Here is a 20,190-nt window from a genome sequence, read left to right on the forward strand (position 1 = left end):
GTGCCTTCGGTCAGGGGTGGATGGCGGCGACGGTCTTCGCCAGCCAGGCGAGCAGGTGGTTGATCAGGGATGCGGCGCCGGTCTCGGCGAGGAGGAAGCCGAAGACGCTGCAGAGGATCAGGTGCGTGACCTTCAGGGCCTTGTGGCGGAGGAGGATCGCGATCAGGGCGCCGAGGAACAGGACGAAGGAGCCGGTGACGATCACGGGTGGGAACCGCCTTCCGAGCCGGTGTCCAGGGGGCTAGACACTGTGTAGATGGAGTCGTTGCCGTACTGGGCGACGAGGGCTTCGATCTCGGTGTCGGAGACGTAGGCGGCCCGAACGCGGAGCGGGGTCGGACTGCCTTCGTTGCGGACGTAGTCGACGCCCGCGCCAGTCGTGGGGTCGGGGGAGATCAGGTCCGCGTACGCGCCCCGGTCGCGGGCGCCGTTGCCGAGGACCATGTCCACCTGGGTGGCTTCGTCCATACGCAGCGCGATCCGGTCCGGGAACAGGTTGCGGAGGTTCATGACCTCCTTGCGCGGGTCCTGGATTGCGCCGACGAAGCAGAAGCCGACCGAGCGGCCCTGACTGGTCAGGGTGGCGATGGCGGCCTCGGCGCGGCGACGGAGGTCCCGATCCGGCTGGTAGGCCGTGAGGAAGGCGAGTTCATCGGCGAGGATGACGATGAACGGCGAAGCGAGGGTGGGGGTGTGGACGCGGAGGCGGCCGGCGAAGGACAGTGCGCGTTCCTGCATCTGCTCGACGGCCTCTTCGAGCAGGTTGACCATTCGAGCTGGGTCGCTGGCGTACTTGGTGAACAGGCTTGCGCCGAACGACAGTTCCATGCGCTTGGGGTCGAGCGCCCAGATCTGAACCAGGCCTTCGGACACCGCGGGGAGCAGTCGGCGGACCACGCCCCACAGGACCGAGCCCTTGCCGGAGCCGGTGACCCCGGCGACCAGGACGTGAGTGCCGTGCAGCCGTAGCCGCCACGGTTCGCTGTCCTCGCAGGTGCCGATCTCTACCAACCGCCACTGGACTTGGCCCAGCGGTTCGGCCTCAACTCCACCTCCGCCGCCAGCTCCGCGAGCAGCCGTCCCACTCGGCGCGACAGCGTCAAGGCTGCCACCAGAGTCCGGAAGCTCAGGTGCCGAAGCCGCCCAGGCTGACGCGGCGACCTTCCGCGCTCCGCCTGCCAGGCGACGAAGGCGAAACCGGCACCGGCGCGCCAACGACCGGACCCGGCTGAACCACCCCCTCAGCCGGCCGGGGAGCGAGAGCCGAACGGGCTTGGAGGCCGGGCCCGTTACTGTGAACGGCCGGGCGAGCGGATCGGATGTCCAGGCCCGCAGCACCACGGCCCCGCGCCGAGGACTGGTCACCTCCACCCGGTGAACGCGCCAGGCGTGCGCGATCCCGCGCGCGTGCTGTGCAACCTGTTCAGGGACCTGTCCGGGCAGCAGCCCGATGAGGACGTCCAGGCCGCCAGGGTGCTTTCGTACCCGAGCGATGCGCGGCCAGACGTATTCGTACGCGGCATCGAAGCGGGGAAGGGGTGCCTGCTGCCAGAGCCCCAGGGCGTAGCTCAGCTCCGGCCAACCGCGTCGGATGCGCGAGCGCAGAGACTTCGTCCGGTACACCAGCCAGCCGACTGGGCCGGCGACGTAGAGCCCGACGGCCAGCCGTCCGCCGTTCGGTCCGAGGTAGGCCGCGGCCCACGCGTAGCCGATCCAGGCGGCGAGCAGGGTGAGGAGTGCGGTCTTGATGCTGCGGTTGCTCAACTTGGACATGACGGGTTTCACCTCATCTCACATCTGCTTGGGGTTGGGGTGATCCGCCCCGGCGCGCGAACCAACTTCCGTCCGGGCGCCGGGGCTTGCGGTGTCAGGTCAGGCCGCGGACTTCGCCGAGGACCGGTTCGCGGCGGGTGCCCGGACCCCGGTGGCCTTGAGCGAGTACGCGACCCGGCCGCCGTTGTTGACGTAGGCGGTCACCGTCAGACCGTCGAACTCGACGGGCCGGAACGGCAGACCGGGGGCGGCGTCCGGCAGGACCGGCAGTACGGGGGCCACGACCTTGACCCGCGCGGAGGTGTCGCGCGCCTCCGGGTCCGGGTCGACCACCGAGACGACCCACAGGGGGTGCCCGGTCGCCTTGTCGCGCGCCTGGACCTTCGCGCCGCTCTTGCTCGCCTCGAAGTCCGCGACCGGCTCGACGGAGACGGCGAAGGCGCCGGCGGGGAACACGTCTTCGAAGCGGACGGGGATCGCACCACGGATGGCCATGAAGACCTCTCCTCACGTCTACCCCCCTAGACAGTCGAGGGATGACTGCCCCGAGAGGGCTGTCTAGGGGGGTAGACAACAAGGTAGGCGCCGAGAGGGGCGTTGTCTAGGGGGATGTACAAGGATCTTGACGGCGTGTCATGGCGGTGCGACGCGGCCTCGCTGGCAGACCGAGGCTGATCAGGGCTTATAGGGCGGGATGTCGATCTCGTACGACAGTCGGAAGTGGTCGGCGGCGAGGACGATGTCCGCCGTTTCGACTGCCAGTTCGCTTGCCCAGTGTGTGCGTTCTATTGCGAGCACGGTGGAGCCCAGAGGGATGCCCAGCGGATCCGCCTCGATTTCAAGGACGGGCCTGGCGGACACGTCCTCGGCCACCCGCGTGACCGTGATGCCGATGCCGGCCATCCGTGCCACCACACCCAGTCCGGCCATTGGCCCCATCTCGGGCAGCGCCACAGCCGTGCCCCCGACGACGGCCATCGGCTCCCAGCTGGTGGACAGTTGGGCCGGCTCGCCGTCGGCTCGGAAGAGGTACTGACTCTGCATCACCGGATCGCCTTCCGCGATGCCGAGCCGAAGGGCGAGCGAAGCGGTCGCGTAGGTCTTCTGCGAGTCGCAGGACCACGAAGGCTCAACGCCTCGCGCACGGCTCTCCGCGGCAAACGGACTTCCGGTGGCTTGGTAGCGCCCACGCGCGATTCGCGCCGGCACCGGCCGAACGCGCACGTACGTCCCCGAGCCCGGACGCCCCTCGATCAGCCCCTCGGCAGTAAGGACCCGGAGCGCCTGCCGGACCGGCTGTTCCGAGAGTCCGTGATCACGGCACAGCTCAGCAATGCTCGGTATCCGGGAACCCGGTGCTCGGTCACCCGAAACGATCTCGGCGCGCAAGGCATCGGCCAGTCGCAGGTACGCCGGCCGCCCCAACTCTCCCACGAGCGCCCCCATCTAACGTTTTCTCACATCAGCTTGACAACCTCGGACCCGAGCTTTCAAGCTCGAATCCGAGCTTCACGCTACGTGTCTGGCTGATCGTGCCACAGAGAAGCAGAGGGGTACTCCCATGCCATGGATCGCCAAGTTCCCGGGACTTCCCGAGTCCGCGGGTGCGGCTCGCAGGCTGATCCGCGAAGCGCTCGGCGACGACCCCAGGGTCGCGGACGCCGAACTGATCATCTCCGAGCTGGTGACCAACGCCGTCCTTCACAGCAAGTCCGGCCAGGGCGGCTCGCTCTGGGTCGAGGTCCGGCACCTGCCCAGCTGTGTTCGGATCGAAGTCGCCGACGAGGGCAGTCGCGACGGCCTCCCCGCTCACCGGGCCCCCGACGAACTTGCCAACTTCGGCCGGGGTCTCACACTGGTGGACGCCCTGGCTGACTCCTGGGGTGCACACAATGACGGCGATGACCTCCGGTGCGTGTGGGCGGAGCTAACATCCACCGCAGAAGAACAAAGCCGAAACCAAAGCAGCTCGCCCATTTCACAGGGTGTATAGCCCCCTATACAGCGACGGCCTTTCATGCCGTCAGGAGATCCCGCGATGCCCCACGACTCACAGCAAACTGGCCGACACCTGCGTTTGCTGATCCTGTCTATCCCCCTAGACTCTGCGTTGACTGGGGCAGACACCGGAGGAGACATGGCGGGAGAAACGCAGCGGATCGCCGCCATCAAGGATCCGTTCGAGCTACTCCGGGCGGCCACCGTCCGACTTGCCGAGGCTCAGCAGGAGGTCACCGAGCTGTCGCGGCTGCGGCAGCGGGTGATCTCCGAGTTGCACGAGCAGGGCATGTCCTACGCCCAGATCGCCGCCGAGGCCGGACTCACCCGAGGCCGGATCCACCAGCTCAAGCAGTCGGCCCCCGCGCCCGAAGGTGCGTTCCTGGGCAACGCGCGGCTGATCATCGCGACCCCGCTCAAGCAGGAGGCCGGCAACTCCCGCCCGGTTCTGGCCGCCGAGGACTTCGCGGCCGCCCAGCGGCTCGGCGATCTCGCCCGCTCGTACAAGCTGGAGCCGAGCTTCGAGCACGTGCCGATCGGCGGCGAGATCGACCTCAACCGCGAGGACATGATCGTCATCTGTGGTCCCCGGCTCTCCAGCCACGTCGCCGGCGTGCTCGCCCAGGATCCCTCGATCTGCTTCGAGCGCGCCGAGGACGGGCCCTGGACGCTCCGCGACCGCGAGACCGGCATCGCCCACCGCTCCGGGATGGACTCCGACCCCAGTACCAACTCGGACGTGGCCTACCTCGGACGACTCCCACGCCCCGACGGCCAAGGCCTGATCATGGTCCTCACCGGCATCCACCCCCAGGGCACCCTCGGCGTCGTCCATCTGATCGTCAACGATCTCGCCGATCTGTACCGGCAGGCCGGGACGGACCGGTTCTCGGTCCTGCTCAACGTGGACTACAACCCACAGGACAACGAACCCGTACGCGTTCGCCTACTGTCGCCGTTCTACCGGCACGAGGCAGACTGATCGGGTGCATCTGGAGATCGCGACCGAACCCGCCCGCCTGGACCGCCCCAACGAGGACTTCATCGCGGCCAGCCCGAGCGCCGTCGTCCTGCTCGACGGCGCCGGCACCCCGCCCGGATCCGACTGTGGTTGTGTCCATGGCGTGGCGTGGTTCGTCACCCGGCTCGGCGTCAACCTCCTTGCGAGCGTCACCAACCAGCCCGACCGCGCACTGACCGGCTGCCTCGCGGACGCCATCACCACCACCGCGGCGCTGCACCCCGAGTGCGACCTCACCCACCCCGGCACGCCGTCCGCCACCGTCATCGCGGTTCGCCTCACCGGCCAGGACCTCGAATACCTGGTGCTCGCGGACTCGACCCTGGTGCTCGAACACACCGACCCCACCGCCGGCCCGGCCGCCATCACCGACGACCGCGAAGCCCAGGTCGGTGCCGCGCTCCGGGGCTCCATGGACGCGGTGCCGACCGGCACGCCCGAACACGCCGACGCCCTCCGCGCCTACGTCGAGGCCATGCGCGCCCACCGCAACCAGCCGGACGGCTTCTGGGTGGCCACCGCGGACCCCGCCGCCGCGTACGCAGCCCTCACCGGGAGCGTCCCGCGTGCCGACGTCACCGGCTTCACCATGCTCAGCGACGGCGCGTCCCGCCTGGTCGACCGCTTCCATCTCGCCGACTGGACCGAGGCTTTGAAGCTAATCCGCGGCCACGGGCCGGCCGCGCTCATCCGGGAAGTCCGCACTGCCGAACTCAGCGACGCCAACGGCCAACGCTGGCCCCGCGGCAAGGCTCACGACGACGCCGCCGTAGCCACCGTCACGCTGTAGGACGCGAGTCCCGAAGCCCACCCGGAGTCACTGCCGAATTCCGCTCTACAAGGTCAAGGGCGCGCGCCCTGCGCGCGCCGCTGCCCCGCCCCGGGCGGCCGACGCCGGGCGTGCGGGCTGGCGCCCGGTCCCGGCGCGACCGCCCGGACAGGGGCAGCACGATGCCATAGCCCCGCGACTACTTGGTCAGGCAGAACTGCCTAATCGATGGGCGCGACTACGCAGATCTCCTAAGACGGATTCAAGGCGCTTTGCACGGCGCGGTTTGCCCGCGGGGTTGCTTTCCTCAAGCTGCCCCCCAGGGGGGATCGTAGACAAAGGGAGGGGAACCGGACTGCAGACAGAAGGAGGGGACTAGCGACTCCGGGATGGAGCGGAGACCGTGCTAAGAGGGGCTGATACCGATGAGACGGCCGTCCCGTCGGTAGCCGTGGGCGATGTCTCTCCGAAAAATCGACGACTACTTGACGTCATTCAGTAGAGATGATTTGGCTCATAATTTTGCGTGCGCCGTCCCTGTCTCCTTCGGAAAGTGCGATGTACGAAATGCCTGCCATCGCCTGATTGGTGCGATAGGAAGAATTAGATGAATTGAGCACTTCCGTAAAAATCTTCCTTGACTCGGCAAGATCTCCAGCCTCTGCAAGCAGGCGGGCCAGCTCCAAGAGAGTCCACTCTCGCTCTGCCGGAACGGCTTCGAGATGACTTCTCAGGAGTGAGACGGCCTCCTGTCGCTTTCCTTGAACAAGAAGGGATTGGGTCCAACTGTCCACTACATCGCTATTTTTTGTTACCTCGTAGGTCTCCCTGCATACCTGTTCTGCCATTTCCGGCATTCCATGCATGCAGAGTGCATTAACGGTCAAAAATAGATTGCCCGATGAGGGTGCTGCCTTGTGGGATCGAAGAAAGAATGAAACTGCCTTATCTAGTTCCATCTTCCTGTAAAAGTAATCGCCAAGGCGGTACAGTACCCATTCGCTGCGTGGTTTCATCCTGAGTGCGCAACGAAGAAAGTAGAGCTCTCGATCGAAAAGCCCCCTTTTCTCGCATTGATGTGCAATCCAGAGGGCCGATCCCGCAGTATCCGGCTCCTCTTCATCGTCGATGAGGGCCTCAATTATCCGATCATATCGACCAGTTTGAACGGCCTCATATTCGCCAAGCGCGACGAGCTCGATAAGAATCGCCGCGTTTGCCGCGTGCTTCGCCTGCCATTTTTCGAGAAAATCGATCGCAGGCTTCTTGCCCTCGGTCTCATTCAGCAAGCGAGCGTAGTTGATAACCGTCGAGGTCTCGGAAGTAATATCGCCACTGAAAAGGGCGTAGCGACTGCTGTTTGGTGGATTCCCATCAGAGAGATTGGCGATGACACTAGGGTCTGTCGCAACCTGTCGAGTGTCGACCCAAAGGCGCCGAAACTCTTCTACGTCCCCATCCAGCGCCGAAACCACCGCCTCAAGTGAACGCCAGGATGGCAAGCGGGCGCCCCTCAGCGTCTGGCTGACAGTGGTATGGCTCAGCATCCCGTGTGTGCGCCTGGAGATCTCGCGCGCACTGGGTTCGCCGGCAAGGAGATGGAGTCGGCGCAGCTCCCGGCTCAAGTCTGACACCTGCACGGCGGCCCCCATGACTGTAAGCAAGTGGCAGGTACTGTAAGGCCGCTCTAGTCGTTTGGCAACCCTTGGAGGTTTGCGTGAGCGTTTGCATCAAGCTGGACAATCATCACTATCTTACAGGGTAGATGGCGCATGATGATTTCGACACCGTATAAGCCAAACGGAGGATTAAGCCGTGTTCCTGAGTGCCAGCGTCGCGAATGCATGCGCCTATCTCCGACGCTCCTCGAATTTGGTAATCGCAGTACTCTTGACGCTGGGCGTGATTTACCCGGCCGTCTGGTCTCGCAAAGCGAGCCGCCGACGCGAGGCGCGGGATTTGATCAAAGTCATTTTCAGTGAGGGATCTCCTAGGGTCTGAAATCACCGGCCGACGATCCGTCGAGGATATCGGGGAGCCGCGATCTGCTCATGGGCTATGTACGGCCTCATTTGACCGTATGATTATTGGTCGCCCGCCATTTGCTCCTGTCGTCTATTGGTTGCAGCCCGGACGCTGCCGCTGGGCGATGGCGAGCGGATCTGCTGGTTAGCGACTATGGGGCTCCGCCCCAAACCCCGGCCCTCCTCGGAGGGGGCCGAGGGCAGGTGTATAGGGGTGGGGCTTCGACGGGGTGATCGCGGGTGGCGCGCGGGACGCCCCTCCTCGACCGGTCACCCAAGGGCGTACCCGGAACCTCCAGGGGCCGCCAAGGCCAAGCGCACGCGTCACAGGGTGAGCCTTGGCGGCCCCTGGAGAACCCGGGTGCGGCGAAGCTGCCCGATCGAGGAGGGGACCTCCGCTCGGCCGAGGGTATGCCTGTGGCGCCAGGTGCACAGTCGTGTTGGCCGATAGGCGAGATTCGGCCATATCGGAGAGGACAGTCTGAGGACGCTCTGAGGACAGTCTGAGGACGCGTGACCAGAAACTGGGCACTCACATGGGAAATGGATTTCTTCCCAGATGAGAAGCAGTGCAGCTCACCGGCTCGCGGTCGTTTCCCACGATTTTCCATGCACGGTGACCATACCCGAGCTGTTCGTGTCCCGATTCGGGTGGATCGCGGGACGGTTCGGGCGGTGCTCCAGTTAACGTCTCTAGCGTCGGTCGCATGGCCGAAATGAAACATGCCCGCCGGCCGCAGGCTGGAGACCATCGACGGCACGGGCGGGCATTGGATGCCCAAAGGAGACACCCGACATGAGTCTGACCTTCCACCCGCGCGTCTTGTCAACTCCCGAACCTGGTCGACTGGCGGTCGCTGTGATCGTCATCATCGCGATCTTGAAGGTTCCATCCGACCTTCTTCCCACGTCCCTCACGGCGCTTGGCGGAATCCTGGCAGCGCTCCTCGGTTCCCCTGCCATGCTACGCAAGCTGCATCCGGTGGAGTAGGCCACATCATTGAGTTGCCGCGGCTGCGTGCCACGTGCGTGCCAGATTGGGCGGTACGTGGCGGGCAGTCACGGGCGCCGGCGGTGCGGTGAGTGAGGAACGACCAGGTCGGGCGCAGCGCAGGTCGGGGTGGGCGGCGGACGCCAAGCCTTACAAAGCAGATGTCGGCGGTTCGAAACCGTCCGCGCCCACCAGCACGAAAGGCCCGCAGCGATCACGCTGCGGGCCTTTTGACTGCACTGATTGACGGCAACCGCTGATGTCAGCCGGTCTTGCGGCGCCTCTTGAGCAACCGGTCCATGTGTCCGAGGGCTTCGCGCCGCGTCTCCTCCGAGACGTGCGTGTAGACGTTCACCGTCAGCCCGATCTGCCTGTGGCCGAGGATCTCCATCACCACCCGGGGCGGCACCCCGCACGCGACGAGCAGCGTCGCGCACCCGTGCCGGGTGTCTCTCGCCCTGCTCCGGCTGGTCTCGGACACCCGGCCCGACCTCACCGAGAGCACGGACGCCGCACTGGCCGCACCGGAGACCGAAGCGGTTCGGGTTGGCTGGCCAACCCTGGGCGGCGAATCGGTTCTGCGTGCCTGCGCCCGCTCCGGCCGCCTGGTCTCGGTGGTCAGCAACAACGCGGGCACGGCCATCGCGGCACATGTCGCCGAGCATGGTCTCAGCGACTAATTCTCTCGACGTCGAGGCATGAGCGCCGCAATTCGCGAATGTCTCTGCTCGTGCAAAAGGAGCGCCGTCTGCCCAAGCAGAACCTCTAGATCTGAGTGCGCCTTCTTGGGTATTGTCATGGGCGTCACAGGGATAGCCTTTTGGAGATCTGAGGGGATTTTCCCTTCAGGCCCAACGATCACAATTTCACACTTTATGCCCACTGCAGCCTGAAGTGCCTCTTCGGAGGAATCCACACACTTGGCATTGGTGAATGATTCGAGAGAATTGTCATTTTCGAAGCCCATCACCAAAACGGAGGAGTCAAAGGACCTTGACTGGGCGTTTTGCGAGAGCAGAATCCAGGCGAAGCGTCGACGGTCCTTAACTGCCGCCAAGATCGCCGCCCAGCGCTCTTACAGGTTGGCCCTGCTGTCGACTCCCACAGACATGCCGCCTCCGTCCTCAACTGGACCAAGGCTAGGGGGTGGCACGGACACTCGGTAGTTTGGTCGGCGGATCCGCTCCAGTGGGCAGTGCCGAGCCACAGCCGGCAGCAGATGGCGCGTCCCTGGTCTCCAGCGCGGTCCACTCCCCGGGCTGGGAGAAGCCTGGGAGAAGATCTTGAGATCAGAGCTCCTCCAGGCAGTGTGTAGCCCACATACACCAACGATCCGACCTGTGCATTCATTCACACGTGCAGGTCGGGCACCACCCTGGCCCTCATCCGGGACGAAGGGGTCGCCGGTTCGATCTGCCCGCGAGGCGACAACTAGTGCGAGGCTCACCCGGTCGACCGAATCCTGCTACAAAATCTCAATTGACAGGGCCCGCCGGGCGATCGCGGCCGGCCCTGTCATCGACTATTCGAGGATGCTGTCGGCGCTGGCTTGGGGGGCTTGGAGGATGCGCCAGACCCTGCTTGCCATGCCACGGACCGGGAGATAGATTCGATTACCGCCCGACTTGGCGGTAGTGATAAGGCCTGCCGAAGTCAGCCGCTGCAATGCCGCCGGGACGAGTTCCCGGTGCTTGGCGTCCAAGCCTCGGAAGAGGGCGGACTCCTTCCGTCCCGCGCCTCTCTGGGCATAGACCTTCTTCAATATTGTAAGTAGGACCTTATTCATCGGCGTCGTCTTCAGGGCAAGGATGCCCTTGCCTGTCGCCAGCTGAACATCGAACTGGGCGACCTCGCAATCGGCAAAGTTGCTCGGCTGGAGGGCCGGCCATCCGGCGACTCCCGACATCTTCCCGATGAGGCAGCTGTGGAAGTGCGGGAGCGGGTACCCGTCGTGGTCAGTTAGATCCAATTCTTGAATGATGCAGTCATGGAAACTAAGCCAGTCATAGCCGCCGGAATCGGCGGTGAGTGAAAGGCTGCGAAGCTCAATCCCATGGAGAGGTATCGCTGTCGGGGACGTGTCGCCAGGCCAGAGCCGTCCGGCGACGCGGATGATATCCGCGATGACGGCATCCGAGACCCCTCGCCGCTGGAGAACACTAGCTGACGAATATGCCCGTCCCGAGCTCGCGCCGCTCTCCTCTTCCAGCCGAACAGCGGCGACGTCGATGCCGACCTCGTCTAGGCATGCAACGGTCCCGGTCATCTCCATCAGCGGATTCGCGGTGTTGGGGTCGAGGAGACAAGTCACAAGGTCTCCCGCACGGGCGGCATCGGCGAGGGATTCATCGACGAAACGCCGGGAACCATCGACACTATCCATGGCCCCGAGGCCTGGGAGGCGCTGCAGGAGCTGGTAAGAACCCTCGTCGGGGGTGTACCCGCATACGGACTGAAAAACCGACGTCAGCTCGTCCTTCGAGATAGGCCCCAGCCCCTCTGTAGAGCGGCGCGCGTGGGTGGCGAGCCTCTCCAGAACCCTGCGGATAGTGAACCCGTCAACGCCCATTTCCATGCTGGCCTCGCGTTCAGAAATGCGGTCCAGCATCATGTTCCAGCCCTCACCCGCTGAGCGCCCGAACGTTCCCTCGATGGATTCCTGCAAGACGCTTGACGAGCCCAGATAGCTCAAGAGGAGGGGACGCGAAGGCAGCCACTCTGGAAGCGCTTCGTGCCATCCGTAGGCGTCGAGTATCTTCTTCGCCTGATCTTCAGTCGGCTCGCCGGCCATCAGGAAGAGGGAATCGTCCCGGGGGCCCAAGGCGGTGCGCATCTCGCGCTCGCTGTCGAAGAAGTGTGCCCGCCCCGCCAGGACGACGGCGGTGGAAGCCCGTGAGTCACGGCAGAAGCGGCGCACGAGTTCCACGGACCGACGGCGGATATCGCGCATGGTCTGCGTCTTCCCCATCCATCCGGGCGTCGCAATCTCATCGAAGCCGTCGAGGATGAGGACCGCATCGCCCGAGCGCCACGCACGGACCAGTTGCGATGGGGTGGGGAACCCGATGGAGCGGGCGTGGCGCTCCAGTGCCTCAACGGGATGGACCTGCCCCTGGTGATCACGCAGGTTGAGGAGCAGAGGGAAGGGGCTGAACGGGTTCCTGCGGTGGGCAGTCGCTAGGCGCCGGTACAGCTCGCGCAAGAACATGCTCTTGCCGGCTCCGTAGTCGCCATACAGAAGAACGGACCTTCCGTCCTTTACTGCCTCGGTCACGCGAGCAACCGAGAACGGCTCGCCGGTATCGCTCTCCACCGGGTCGACGGCGACGTAGGGCTTGAGGTCCCCGTGGTCGCCGCTGCTCGGCTCGCGCGCCGAGCCGAAGGGGTACAAGCCGCGCAATTCGAGGTACTTTAGAGAGTCGACGAGCTGTCCTCGCAACTGGGCAAAGCTGCACGCGACCAGAGGCGAGCTGAACGACTTGATGACCATGCGCTGGTCGGCAGTGGGTTCCTCGCGCGTGACGAAGAAGCCCTTGACGGACTTGAAGGGGTACTCGCGAGCCTTGGCAACGCACGCATCGTGGAGCTTCTTGCCGTCCTTCTCGGCCTTGTCCTTGCGTCGGGAGACCGTGCACTCAACGATCGTTACCGAGTCCGGTCCGACGAAGACACCGTCGCGTTCGGCCGTGCCGATGTAGGTGGACCCCTGAAACTCGTTCTCCGGGGCGAAGAGAGCGCGAGATATCCGCAGGACCTCCGCCTCGAATTCTGACTCTTCTTGCTGCTTTTCATCCGCGGGCATGAGCAGACCCCCTCCTCGCCGGTGTGTCTCGCGTCACATCATACGCAGCGTCATCGCTGGGAGGTGCCTGGGAGAAGATCTTGAGCCTAGGGTCAGTCGGAATGCGGGCGCGGTCAACGTAGACCAACAGCCTGACCTGCATGTTCATTGATCACAGCAGGCCACACAGGCATCCGACCCTCATTCGGGACGAAGGGGGCGCCGATTCGGCGGCCGGTTCTTCTGGTGACATCAATCGTCGACATCAACGTGTGGTTGAACGCTGGGGACCTTCCGGCATTGCCGGCGGACCGTAGCCTGGCTCGACTGATGCCCCGCGGCACGTGCCGACACCCACTGATCGAACCTGCAAAGCAGATGTCGGCGGTTCGAAACCGTCCGCGCCCACCCCAGTTGTCTTGAAGGGCCGGTTCAGAGGTGTGATCCTCTGGGGCGGCCCTTTGTCGTCGGGCGAACGATCAAGGTTGGCGATCGGGGGAGTGCGGTGGCGCCCAGGCCGGGTGGGGAGACGGACAAGTTCGGCAACCGTTTCGAGGGGGCGTGGACGATCCGGCACGCGCTGTACGTGCTGCTGGGCATGGGGACGTCGCTCACGCTGGAACCGGTCGGCCCGTTGGGCGAGGGGGCCGAGTTCGCCTACCGGCGTGACGGCGTGACGGAGGCGCATCAGGTTAAGCGGCAGAACCGCAACGCGAACAGCTGGAACGTGGCGTCCCTCCGTGACAAGGGCATCTGGACGCACCTGCGCAGCCACGCCGAGGCAGGCCGTGAGTTCCACTTCGTCTCACTCGTGCCCGCCCGTGGGATCGACGAGCTCGCCGACCGGGCGCGGCGGGCCGACGACTTCGGGGTCTTCGAGGGCGAGTGGCTGACGGACGAGTTGCAGGGCCACTTCGCCGCGCTTGCCGCGCCCGATGTCTACGGCTCGCCCGAGACGGCTTGGCGCATGCTCAGGGGGCTCCGGGTGGGGTGGCACAACGAGCAGGACGTCGGCAACGTCAATGCGGCCCTCGCCGGACAGGTCCTCGCCGGGGCGTCGGGCCGGCTGGCGGCGCTGGGGCTCGGCGACCTCCTGCTGGACAACCTGGGGACCACCCTCGACGCGTCGGCCATCACGGCCCGGCTCGCGGCGTACGGTCTGCGGCGGATCGGCCGGGCGGACGGCGACGCGGTGCGGGACGCGGTGGGCCGGGCGACCGGGAGCTGGGCGGCGAGCGTCGAAAGGGGGTTGCTCCGGCCTGCCATCCCCCGGGAGGAGGCCGGCCGGCTGCTCGAAAGGGTCACGGCAGGTCGTGAGCGCCTCACCCTTCTGACGGGCGCCGCGGGCGGTGGGAAGAGTTCCGTGCTGTACGAGGCGTACGCCGCGCTCGCCGCACGTGCCGTTCCGGTGCTCGCGTTCCGTCTCGACCGGCTGGAGCCCTTCGCCTCGACCGATGAGCTGGGGCGGCGGGTCGGTCTGGCCGGGTCGCCGGTCAGCGCTCTCGGCGCCGTGGCGGACGGGCGGCCGTGCGTCCTGATCGTGGACCAGCTCGATGCCGTCAGCCTCGCCTCGGGCCGGATCCCGGACACCTTCGACGCGGTGGCCGACCTGGTCGGCGAGGCGGCGGCCCATCCCGCCATGCACGTCGTCCTGGTGTGCCGCGCGTTCGACGCCCAGGCCGATCCCCGCATCCGCCGGCTCACCGAGGCCGAGCACTGCACGCGGATCACCGTCGGGCCGCTCTCCGATGCCGAAGTCGACGTGGCGATCGGAGAGTTGGGGCTCGACGCGGTGCAGTCGGCCCCGTCGCAGCGGGTGTTGCTGCGCTCCCCGCTGAACCTGGTCCTCCTGGCTCAACTCGTGGGCCTGGGCGAGGCGACGTCCTTGTCCTTCCGCACCACCCGGCAGTTGTTCGACGCGTTCTGGGACGCCAAGCGGCTGGCGTGCGTGCGGCGCCAGCCCTCGGTGCGGTTCCACGAGGTGGTGTCGGCCGTCGTGGCGGCCATGAGCGCCGGGCAACGCCTCTCGGTGCCGCACAGCGTGCTCGACGGGGACGATCTCGTCGCCGGTGGAGACGTTCTGGTCTCGGAACAGGTCCTCGTGCGTGACGGCCGGCAACTGGCGTTCTTCCACGAGAGTTTCTTCGACTACGCCTTCGCGCGCGGCTGGCTCGGCCGGGAGGAGGACTTGGTCTCCTTCCTCACCGGTGGAGAGCAGGAGCTCTTTCGCCGCGGACAGGTTCGGCAGGTCCTCGACCATCTGCGGGACCTGGACCCCGAGCGGTTCGCCCAGGAGGTCGAGGCCCTGCTGACCGGCCCCGGGATCCGCTACCACGTCAAGGACGTGACCCTGGCGCTGCTCCGCGGCCTGGAAAGCCCCACCGCAGCGGAGTGGGACGTGATCGGGCGGGTGCTGGACACCCGTCCTCCGCTCCGGGCGCATCTCGTGACTGCGGTGAGCAACGCCGAGTGGTTCCGGTGCGCGGACGAGGCCGGAACGATCGAGAACTGGCTGAGCGGCGCCGACGCAGAAGAACGTGACTGGGCGCTGCGGGTGATGGTCGGAGCCTGCGGGGCCTTTCCGGACCGGATGGCCGACATCCTGGAGCCGTACGCCGAGGACCCCCGGTACGCCTCGTGGTTGGGCCAGGTCACCCGCTTCGCCCGTATCGCGGACAGCCGGAGACTGTTCGGCCTCCTGGTCGAGGGCGTCCGGACCGGGCTCTTCGAGGGCCGTGAACACGACCTCTGGATCTCGGTGGGCGACCTTGCCGCCGCGAAGCCCGCCTGGGCGGTCGAACTGCTCGTCGCGCTGCTGGCGGATCGACGGGGGGCGCTCCGGCTCGCGGACGAGGACACCGTCACGGCGCTTCTCAGCCGCGAGCACATGGCTCTCCGGATGGTGGAGGGTGCCGCCTCGGGGGCTCCCGAGGACTTCTGCGCCCGGCTCCTGCCCGTTCTCGTGGACGTCATGGCTACGACGGCCTACTCGACGCGGGCCGGGTGGCCGGTATTGGACCGGCACTTCGCGTTCCGCTATCCCGACGATCGGCCCAGCACCCTGGGCGACGCCTTGTTCCAGGGGATGGTGACGGCGCTGAGGACCGTGGCCGACCGGGATCCCGACCGAGCACGCGCCCTCGTGGAGGGGCTCGTCGACGTCCCGTACGACGCGGCGCAATGGCTCCTCTACCAAGCGCTGTGCGCGGCGGGGCCGTTCCTCGCCGACTGGTCGGCCGGGATTCTCCTGCAAGGCCGGCACCGTCTCCTGTCCGCCTACGGGGCCAACGTGGTGTGGGGTGCACGCCAGGTCCTCGGTGCCATCGGCGGATCCCTGCCCGACGACACCCTGCGGCAGTTCGAGGCGGCCCTCCTCCACCTGCGTCTTCCTCCGGACGAGAAGCTCTCGCCCTGGCACGAGTTCACTCTGCTGTCGGCGCTTCCCGAGGAGAGGCTCTCCGAGCAGGCTGCGCGCCGGCTGGGGGAGCTCCGCCGACGTCACGACGACATGCGGGAACCGGCCGAACCGCAGGGCGTGAGCAGCGGGGTCATCGGTCCGCCCATCTCGTTGGGATCGGCGCGGCTCATGAGTGACGACCAATGGCTGGGCGCCATGCGGAAACACGGTGAGGACCGAACCGACTGGGCGACCTTCACCGGCGGTGCCCGTGAACTCTCCCACGTGTTGCAGAGCATGACGGCTGCGGACCCCGGACGGTTCGCCCGGCTCGCCGTCCGGATGGATACCGGGTTGCATCCGGCGTACGGCGCCGCGGTGCTCCGGGGCTTGAACGACGCCGAGGTGCCGGCCGACGCGGAGACCGTGTTCACGGCGGTCCGCCATTTCGCCGGCCGGGGAAGGTCGGAGCACGACCGGTGGCTGGGGTGGGCGCTGCGGAAGTACGTCGACCGCGCGCCGCTCGATCTGGTGGAGGCGCTCCTGGGCTGTGTGCTCGCGTCCACTCCGGTGGCCCGTGACGATGACGGGGACGCGGAGAGCGACCTGGTCACCGCTGGCATCAACACGGTGCGGGGCAGTGCGGCAGAGAGCCTGGGCAACCTGCTCGGCCATGACGAGGACGGAACGCGGGCCGCCTTGGTGGTGCCGCATCTGAGCGCGATGGCCGCCGATCCTTCCCTGGCGGTGCGGTCGTGCGTGGCCCATGTACTGCATGCCGTGCTGCGTCATGACCGTCCGGCGGTGGCGGAGGCGTTCGCCGTGCTCACGGCGGCTCCTGACCGGCTTCTGGCCACGCCGTATGTGGTCCGGCTCTTCATGGCCCTGTGCCACGGGGACCCGGCTGCGGGCGGGCCGGTGATGGAACGGATGCTGCACTCCCCGGTCGACGAGGTCCGGCTCGTCGGCGGACGGTTCGCGGCGCTGGCCGCGATGCAGTGGGAGCTGCCGGAGCTGCTGCGGGAGGTCCTCTCCGGGAACGACGCGGCGCAGCGGCAGGGGGCCGCCGATGTCTGTGCTCTCCGCCTTACCAACAGCGGGGACGCGGCGCTGGCGCACAACGCACTTGCCCGGTTCTTCCACGACCCGCAGCGGGACGTGCGCGACGCCGCGGGCGCCGTCGCCGCGGCGCTGAGGGGGCACCGCCTGGGCCCGTTCCGCCGGACGTTGATCGAGCTCATCGGCTCCCCGGCCTTCGAGTCCGCCCTGGCGCAGTTGCTGATCACCCTTGAGCACGCCCCCGACCGCGTCGACGACCTGATCCTGGCGTGTGTGCGGCGGTTCATCGCGCTGTACGGGCCTGCCGCAGGGGACTTGGCGACCCATGCGGCTGCGGATGCCCATCACATCGGTGAGCTGCTGGTGCGCGCCTATACCCAGGCCGGGTCTCCCGCGCGGCGGGCGGAGGTGCTCGACCTGCTGGACCAGCTGCTTCTTCTGGGTGCGTACGGCGTGGCCGAAGCCATCGGCACCGCCGACCGCGGCTAGCCACGGCTCGGGCCTTTGGGTCGGTGGGGGGCTCATTTTGGTCCGGTCGGGGGGCGTCGCAGGTGACGTACAGCGGGGGCGTGCTGCTGGACCGCCTCGCCGGGTGAGCGCGCCGGACCTCCGGGAGGCGGTCCGCCACGGCCTGTGTTTGTGTGGCAGCAAACCGCTTGGGAGAGGTGATCCGCCGTGACCATGCCCCCGTTCGGATCCAACGATCCGTTCTCCGACCTGCTCAGCCGGTTCTTCGGGATGAGTCCGGTGGCCTCCCCGCCCGCCGTTCAGCGGGTGCCGATCGGACGGTTGCTGAGCGAGTCGTCGCAGGAGCTGCTGGCGCTGGCGGCGCAGCGCGCGGCGGAGGACGGGAGCAGCGACCTCGACACCGCGCACCTGGCCTGGGCGGCCACCCGGGTGGAGCCGTCGCGCCGGATGCTGGAGCGGGCGGGCATCGATCCGGGCGAGCTGTCCACGGACCTGGAGCAGGCGCTGCCGTCCGGGCACGCGCCGGTGGCGGCGGACGGCCGGCCCGCGCTCACGCCCTCGGCCAAGCGCGCGCTGCTCGCGGCGCACGCCCGTTCGCAGGCGGCCGGGGCGTCGTACATCGGCCCGGAGCACATCCTCGGCGCGCTGCTGGACCAGGAGCGCTCGGGCGCGGGGGCGGCGCTGCGCAACGCGGCGCCCTCGCGGGAGGCGCTGAAGACGGTGCTGGACGGGCGGGGCGTCGGCGGCGAGCGGAGCAGCACGGGCGCGCACCCGAGCGACACGCCGACCCTGGACGAGTACGGCCGGGACCTCACGGAGGAGGCCCGTTCGGGCCGGCTGGACCCGGTGGTCGGGCGGGCCGAGGAGATCGAGCAGACCGTCGAGATCCTGTCCCGCCGCACCAAGAACAACCCGGTGCTGATCGGCGAGCCGGGCGTCGGCAAGACGGCGATCGTGGAGGGGCTGGCGCAGCGGATCGTCTCGGGGGACGTGCCGCGGAGCCTGCGGGACAAGCGCGTGGTGACCCTGGACCTGACCGCGCTGGTGGCCGGCTCGAAGTACCGGGGCGAGTTCGAGGAGCGGCTGAAGAACGTGATCGACGAGGTCACGGCGGCCGAGAAGAGCGTGGTGCTGTTCCTGGACGAGCTGCACACCATGGTCGGCGCGGGCGGTGGCGGCGAGGGGTCGATGGACGCCGGCAACATCCTCAAACCGGCCCTCGCGCGCGGCGAGTTGAGCGTGGTCGGGGCGACGACGCTGGACGAGTACCGCCGGCACGTGGAGAAGGACGCCGCGCTGGAGCGCCGCTTCCAGCCGGTGCTGGTGCCCGAGCCGAGCGTCGAGGAGACGATCGAGATCCTGCGCGGGCTGCGCGACGCCTACGAGGCGCACCACCAGGTGCGGTTCGGCGACGGGGCGCTGGACGCGGCGGCGACGCTCTCGGACCGGTACGTCGGCGACCGCTTCCTGCCCGACAAGGCGATCGACCTGCTGGACCAGGCGGGCGCGCGCGTGCGGCTGCGCAGCCTGTCCGGCTCGACCGCGGCGACCTCGGTGCAGGACCGGATCACCAAGCTGAAGCGGGAGCTGGAGGAGGCCGTCGCGGACGAGGAGTTCGTGCGGGCCGCCAACCTGAAGACCGAGCTGCGGCACACCGAGGACGAGCTGGCGGCGATCGCCGAGTCCAGGGAGGAGGTCGTCGAGGTCACCGCGGACGACATCGCGCAGGTGCTCTCCTCCCGGACCGGCATCCCGGTGGCGGAGCTGAACGCGACCGAGAAGGAGCGGCTGCTCAAGCTGGAGGAGCACCTGCACGAGAAGGTGATCGGCCAGGACGAGGCGGTCACCGCGGTGTCCCAGGCGGTGCGCCGCGGCCGGGCCGGGATGGGCGACCCGGAGCGGCCGACCGGCTCCTTCCTGTTCCTCGGGCCGACCGGCGTCGGCAAGACGGAGCTCGCGAAGGCGCTGGCGGCGCTGCTGTTCGGCGACCCGGACCGGATGATCCGCTTCGACATGAGCGAGTTCCAGGAGAAGCACACCGTCGCCCGGCTGGTCGGCTCGCCGCCCGGGTACGTCGGTTACGAGGAGGCGGGGCAGCTCACCGAGGCGGTGCGCCGCAGGCCGTACAGCGTGCTGCTGTTCGACGAGGTGGAGAAGGCGCACCCGGACGTCTTCAACCTGCTGCTCCAGGTGCTGGACGACGGGCGGCTGACCGACTCCCAGGGGCGTACGGTCGACTTCCGCAACACCGTGGTGATCATGACGAGCAACATCGGCTCGCAGCGGATCCTCGACCACGCGGGGAAGGTCGAGGAGATCCGTGACGACCTGATGCGGGACCTGCGCGGGCACTTCCGGCCGGAGTTCCTCAACCGGATCGACGAGGTGATCGTCTTCCACGCGCTCACCCGCAAGGACCTGCTGTCCGTCGTGGACCTGCTGCTGGAGCGCAGCCGGCGCCGGCTGAAGGCGCAGGACGTGCGTCTCGAAGTGACCGACGCGGCCAAGGAGTTCCTGGTCAACCGGGGGTACCAGCCGGAGTTCGGGGCCCGGCCGCTGCGCCGGACGATCCAGTCGGAGCTGGACAACCGGGTGTCCAACCTGCTGCTGGACGGGACGGTGCGGGAGGGGGACACGCTGATCGCGGACGTGGGGGACGGCGGGCTGGTGGTGACACTGGCCCGGCCGGAGGCTTCGGCGACGTTCGAGGAGGCAGAGGCGGGGGCGGCTGCGGCTGCGGCTGCGGCGGGGTGAGCCGTCGGAGCGAGGGTCCGGGTGTGGCCAGCCGGGGCGTACTCCCGGGGGAGTACGCCGGAACGCCACCGGTGGAGGACGCGCGGGGGCGGGGCGCGGGTCTAGCCTTCCGGGCATGATGCCGCCCACGTCCCAGTCGCCGCCGGAGCGGCCGC

13 protein-coding genes and 1 pseudogene are annotated in these 20,190 nt (G+C 67.6%); 7 read left to right on the forward strand and 7 right to left on the reverse strand.

What is annotated here, in order from left to right; all coding sequences use genetic code 11:
* Window positions 1-10 precede the first annotated feature (10 nt).
* From AB0O00_RS04405 to AB0O00_RS04420, 4 genes are all read right to left on the reverse strand, one after another.
* Window positions 11-205: a hypothetical protein gene (locus AB0O00_RS04405; protein WP_363648589.1), complete on the reverse strand. Its 195-nt coding sequence runs from the start codon at window positions 203-205 to the stop codon at window positions 11-13.
* The gene (locus AB0O00_RS04410) at window positions 202-1,011 is read right to left on the reverse strand and encodes an FtsK/SpoIIIE domain-containing protein (RefSeq protein ID WP_363648590.1); all 810 of its coding nucleotides are present in this window, start codon (window positions 1,009-1,011) and stop codon (window positions 202-204) included. The genes AB0O00_RS04405 and AB0O00_RS04410 overlap by 4 nt, the downstream gene beginning before the upstream one ends.
* Window positions 1,012-1,872: 861 nt before the next feature.
* Entirely contained in the window at window positions 1,873-2,268 is a 396-nt protein-coding gene (locus tag AB0O00_RS04415) for a plasmid replication, integration and excision activator (RefSeq protein ID WP_363648591.1), read from the reverse strand.
* 180 nt (window positions 2,269-2,448) lie between these two features.
* Window positions 2,449-3,219, reverse strand: coding sequence for a GntR family transcriptional regulator (locus AB0O00_RS04420; protein WP_363648592.1), 771 nt, complete (start codon window positions 3,217-3,219; stop codon window positions 2,449-2,451).
* Window positions 3,220-3,334: 115 nt separating this feature from the next.
* On the opposite strand from AB0O00_RS04420, the gene AB0O00_RS04425 reads away from it, so the two are divergent.
* The 3 genes from AB0O00_RS04425 (at window position 3,335) to AB0O00_RS04435 (ending at window position 5,582) form a co-directional block, all read left to right on the forward strand.
* Window positions 3,335-3,766, forward strand: a complete 432-nt coding sequence (locus tag AB0O00_RS04425; RefSeq protein ID WP_363648593.1) for an ATP-binding protein — start codon at window positions 3,335-3,337, stop codon at window positions 3,764-3,766.
* 144 nt (window positions 3,767-3,910) lie between these two features.
* Window positions 3,911-4,753 carry a sigma factor-like helix-turn-helix DNA-binding protein gene (locus tag AB0O00_RS04430; protein WP_363648594.1) on the forward strand — a complete coding sequence of 281 codons (843 nt, stop codon included), beginning with the start codon at window positions 3,911-3,913 and terminating at the stop codon, window positions 4,751-4,753.
* 4 nt (window positions 4,754-4,757) lie between these two features.
* Window positions 4,758-5,582, forward strand: a complete 825-nt coding sequence (locus AB0O00_RS04435) for a protein phosphatase 2C domain-containing protein (protein WP_363648595.1) — start codon at window positions 4,758-4,760, stop codon at window positions 5,580-5,582.
* 470 nt (window positions 5,583-6,052) lie between these two features.
* Here AB0O00_RS04435 and AB0O00_RS04440 read toward each other — a convergent pair whose 3' ends face one another.
* Window positions 6,053-7,201 carry a tetratricopeptide repeat protein gene (locus tag AB0O00_RS04440; protein WP_363648596.1) on the reverse strand — a complete coding sequence of 383 codons (1,149 nt, stop codon included), beginning with the start codon at window positions 7,199-7,201 and terminating at the stop codon, window positions 6,053-6,055.
* 1,180 nt (window positions 7,202-8,381) lie between these two features.
* Between AB0O00_RS04440 and AB0O00_RS04445 the strand changes: the two genes are divergently transcribed.
* Window positions 8,382-8,576 carry a hypothetical protein gene (locus AB0O00_RS04445; RefSeq protein ID WP_363648597.1) on the forward strand — a complete coding sequence of 65 codons (195 nt, stop codon included), beginning with the start codon at window positions 8,382-8,384 and terminating at the stop codon, window positions 8,574-8,576.
* 262 nt (window positions 8,577-8,838) lie between these two features.
* Here AB0O00_RS04445 and AB0O00_RS04450 read toward each other — a convergent pair.
* A pseudogene (locus tag AB0O00_RS04450) lies at window positions 8,839-9,027 on the reverse strand (tyrosine-type recombinase/integrase); the annotation flags it as partial.
* Here AB0O00_RS04450 and AB0O00_RS04455 point away from each other — a divergent pair.
* Entirely contained in the window at window positions 9,023-9,256 is a 234-nt protein-coding gene (locus AB0O00_RS04455) for a hypothetical protein (RefSeq protein ID WP_363648602.1), read from the forward strand. The pseudogene AB0O00_RS04450 and the gene AB0O00_RS04455 overlap by 5 nt on opposite strands.
* Before the next feature lie 842 nt (window positions 9,257-10,098).
* Here AB0O00_RS04455 and AB0O00_RS04460 read toward each other — a convergent pair.
* Complete coding sequence (locus AB0O00_RS04460) at window positions 10,099-12,378, reverse strand: NACHT domain-containing protein (RefSeq protein WP_363648598.1); 2,280 nt, start codon at window positions 12,376-12,378, stop codon at window positions 10,099-10,101.
* A gap of 484 nt (window positions 12,379-12,862) precedes the next feature.
* Here AB0O00_RS04460 and AB0O00_RS04465 point away from each other — a divergent pair, with 484 nt between their 5' ends.
* Both AB0O00_RS04465 and AB0O00_RS04470 read left to right on the forward strand, forming a co-directional pair.
* A complete protein-coding gene (locus AB0O00_RS04465) occupies window positions 12,863-17,302 on the forward strand; it encodes a hypothetical protein (protein ID WP_363648599.1) in 4,440 nt (1,479 codons plus the stop codon).
* 186 nt (window positions 17,303-17,488) lie between these two features.
* Window positions 17,489-20,035, forward strand: coding sequence for an AAA family ATPase (locus tag AB0O00_RS04470; RefSeq protein ID WP_363648600.1), 2,547 nt, complete (start codon window positions 17,489-17,491; stop codon window positions 20,033-20,035).
* Window positions 20,036-20,190: the final 155 nt, after the last annotated feature.

It is taken from the genome of Kitasatospora sp. NPDC093558, from assembly GCF_040683475.1.
Taxonomy (GTDB): domain Bacteria; phylum Actinomycetota; class Actinomycetes; order Streptomycetales; family Streptomycetaceae; genus Kitasatospora.

Coding starts and splice junctions, on each gene's coding strand:
- AB0O00_RS04460 (WP_363648598.1), bottom strand. CDS start 12,378: ATGCCCGCGGATGAAAAGCAGCAAGAAGAGTCAGAATTCGAGGCGGAG.
- AB0O00_RS04425 (WP_363648593.1), top strand. CDS start 3,335: ATGCCATGGATCGCCAAGTTCCCGGGACTTCCCGAGTCCGCGGGTGCG.
- AB0O00_RS04420 (WP_363648592.1), bottom strand. CDS start 3,219: ATGGGGGCGCTCGTGGGAGAGTTGGGGCGGCCGGCGTACCTGCGACTG.
- AB0O00_RS04445 (WP_363648597.1), top strand. CDS start 8,382: ATGAGTCTGACCTTCCACCCGCGCGTCTTGTCAACTCCCGAACCTGGT.
- AB0O00_RS04415 (WP_363648591.1), bottom strand. CDS start 2,268: ATGGCCATCCGTGGTGCGATCCCCGTCCGCTTCGAAGACGTGTTCCCC.
- AB0O00_RS04430 (WP_363648594.1), top strand. CDS start 3,911: ATGGCGGGAGAAACGCAGCGGATCGCCGCCATCAAGGATCCGTTCGAG.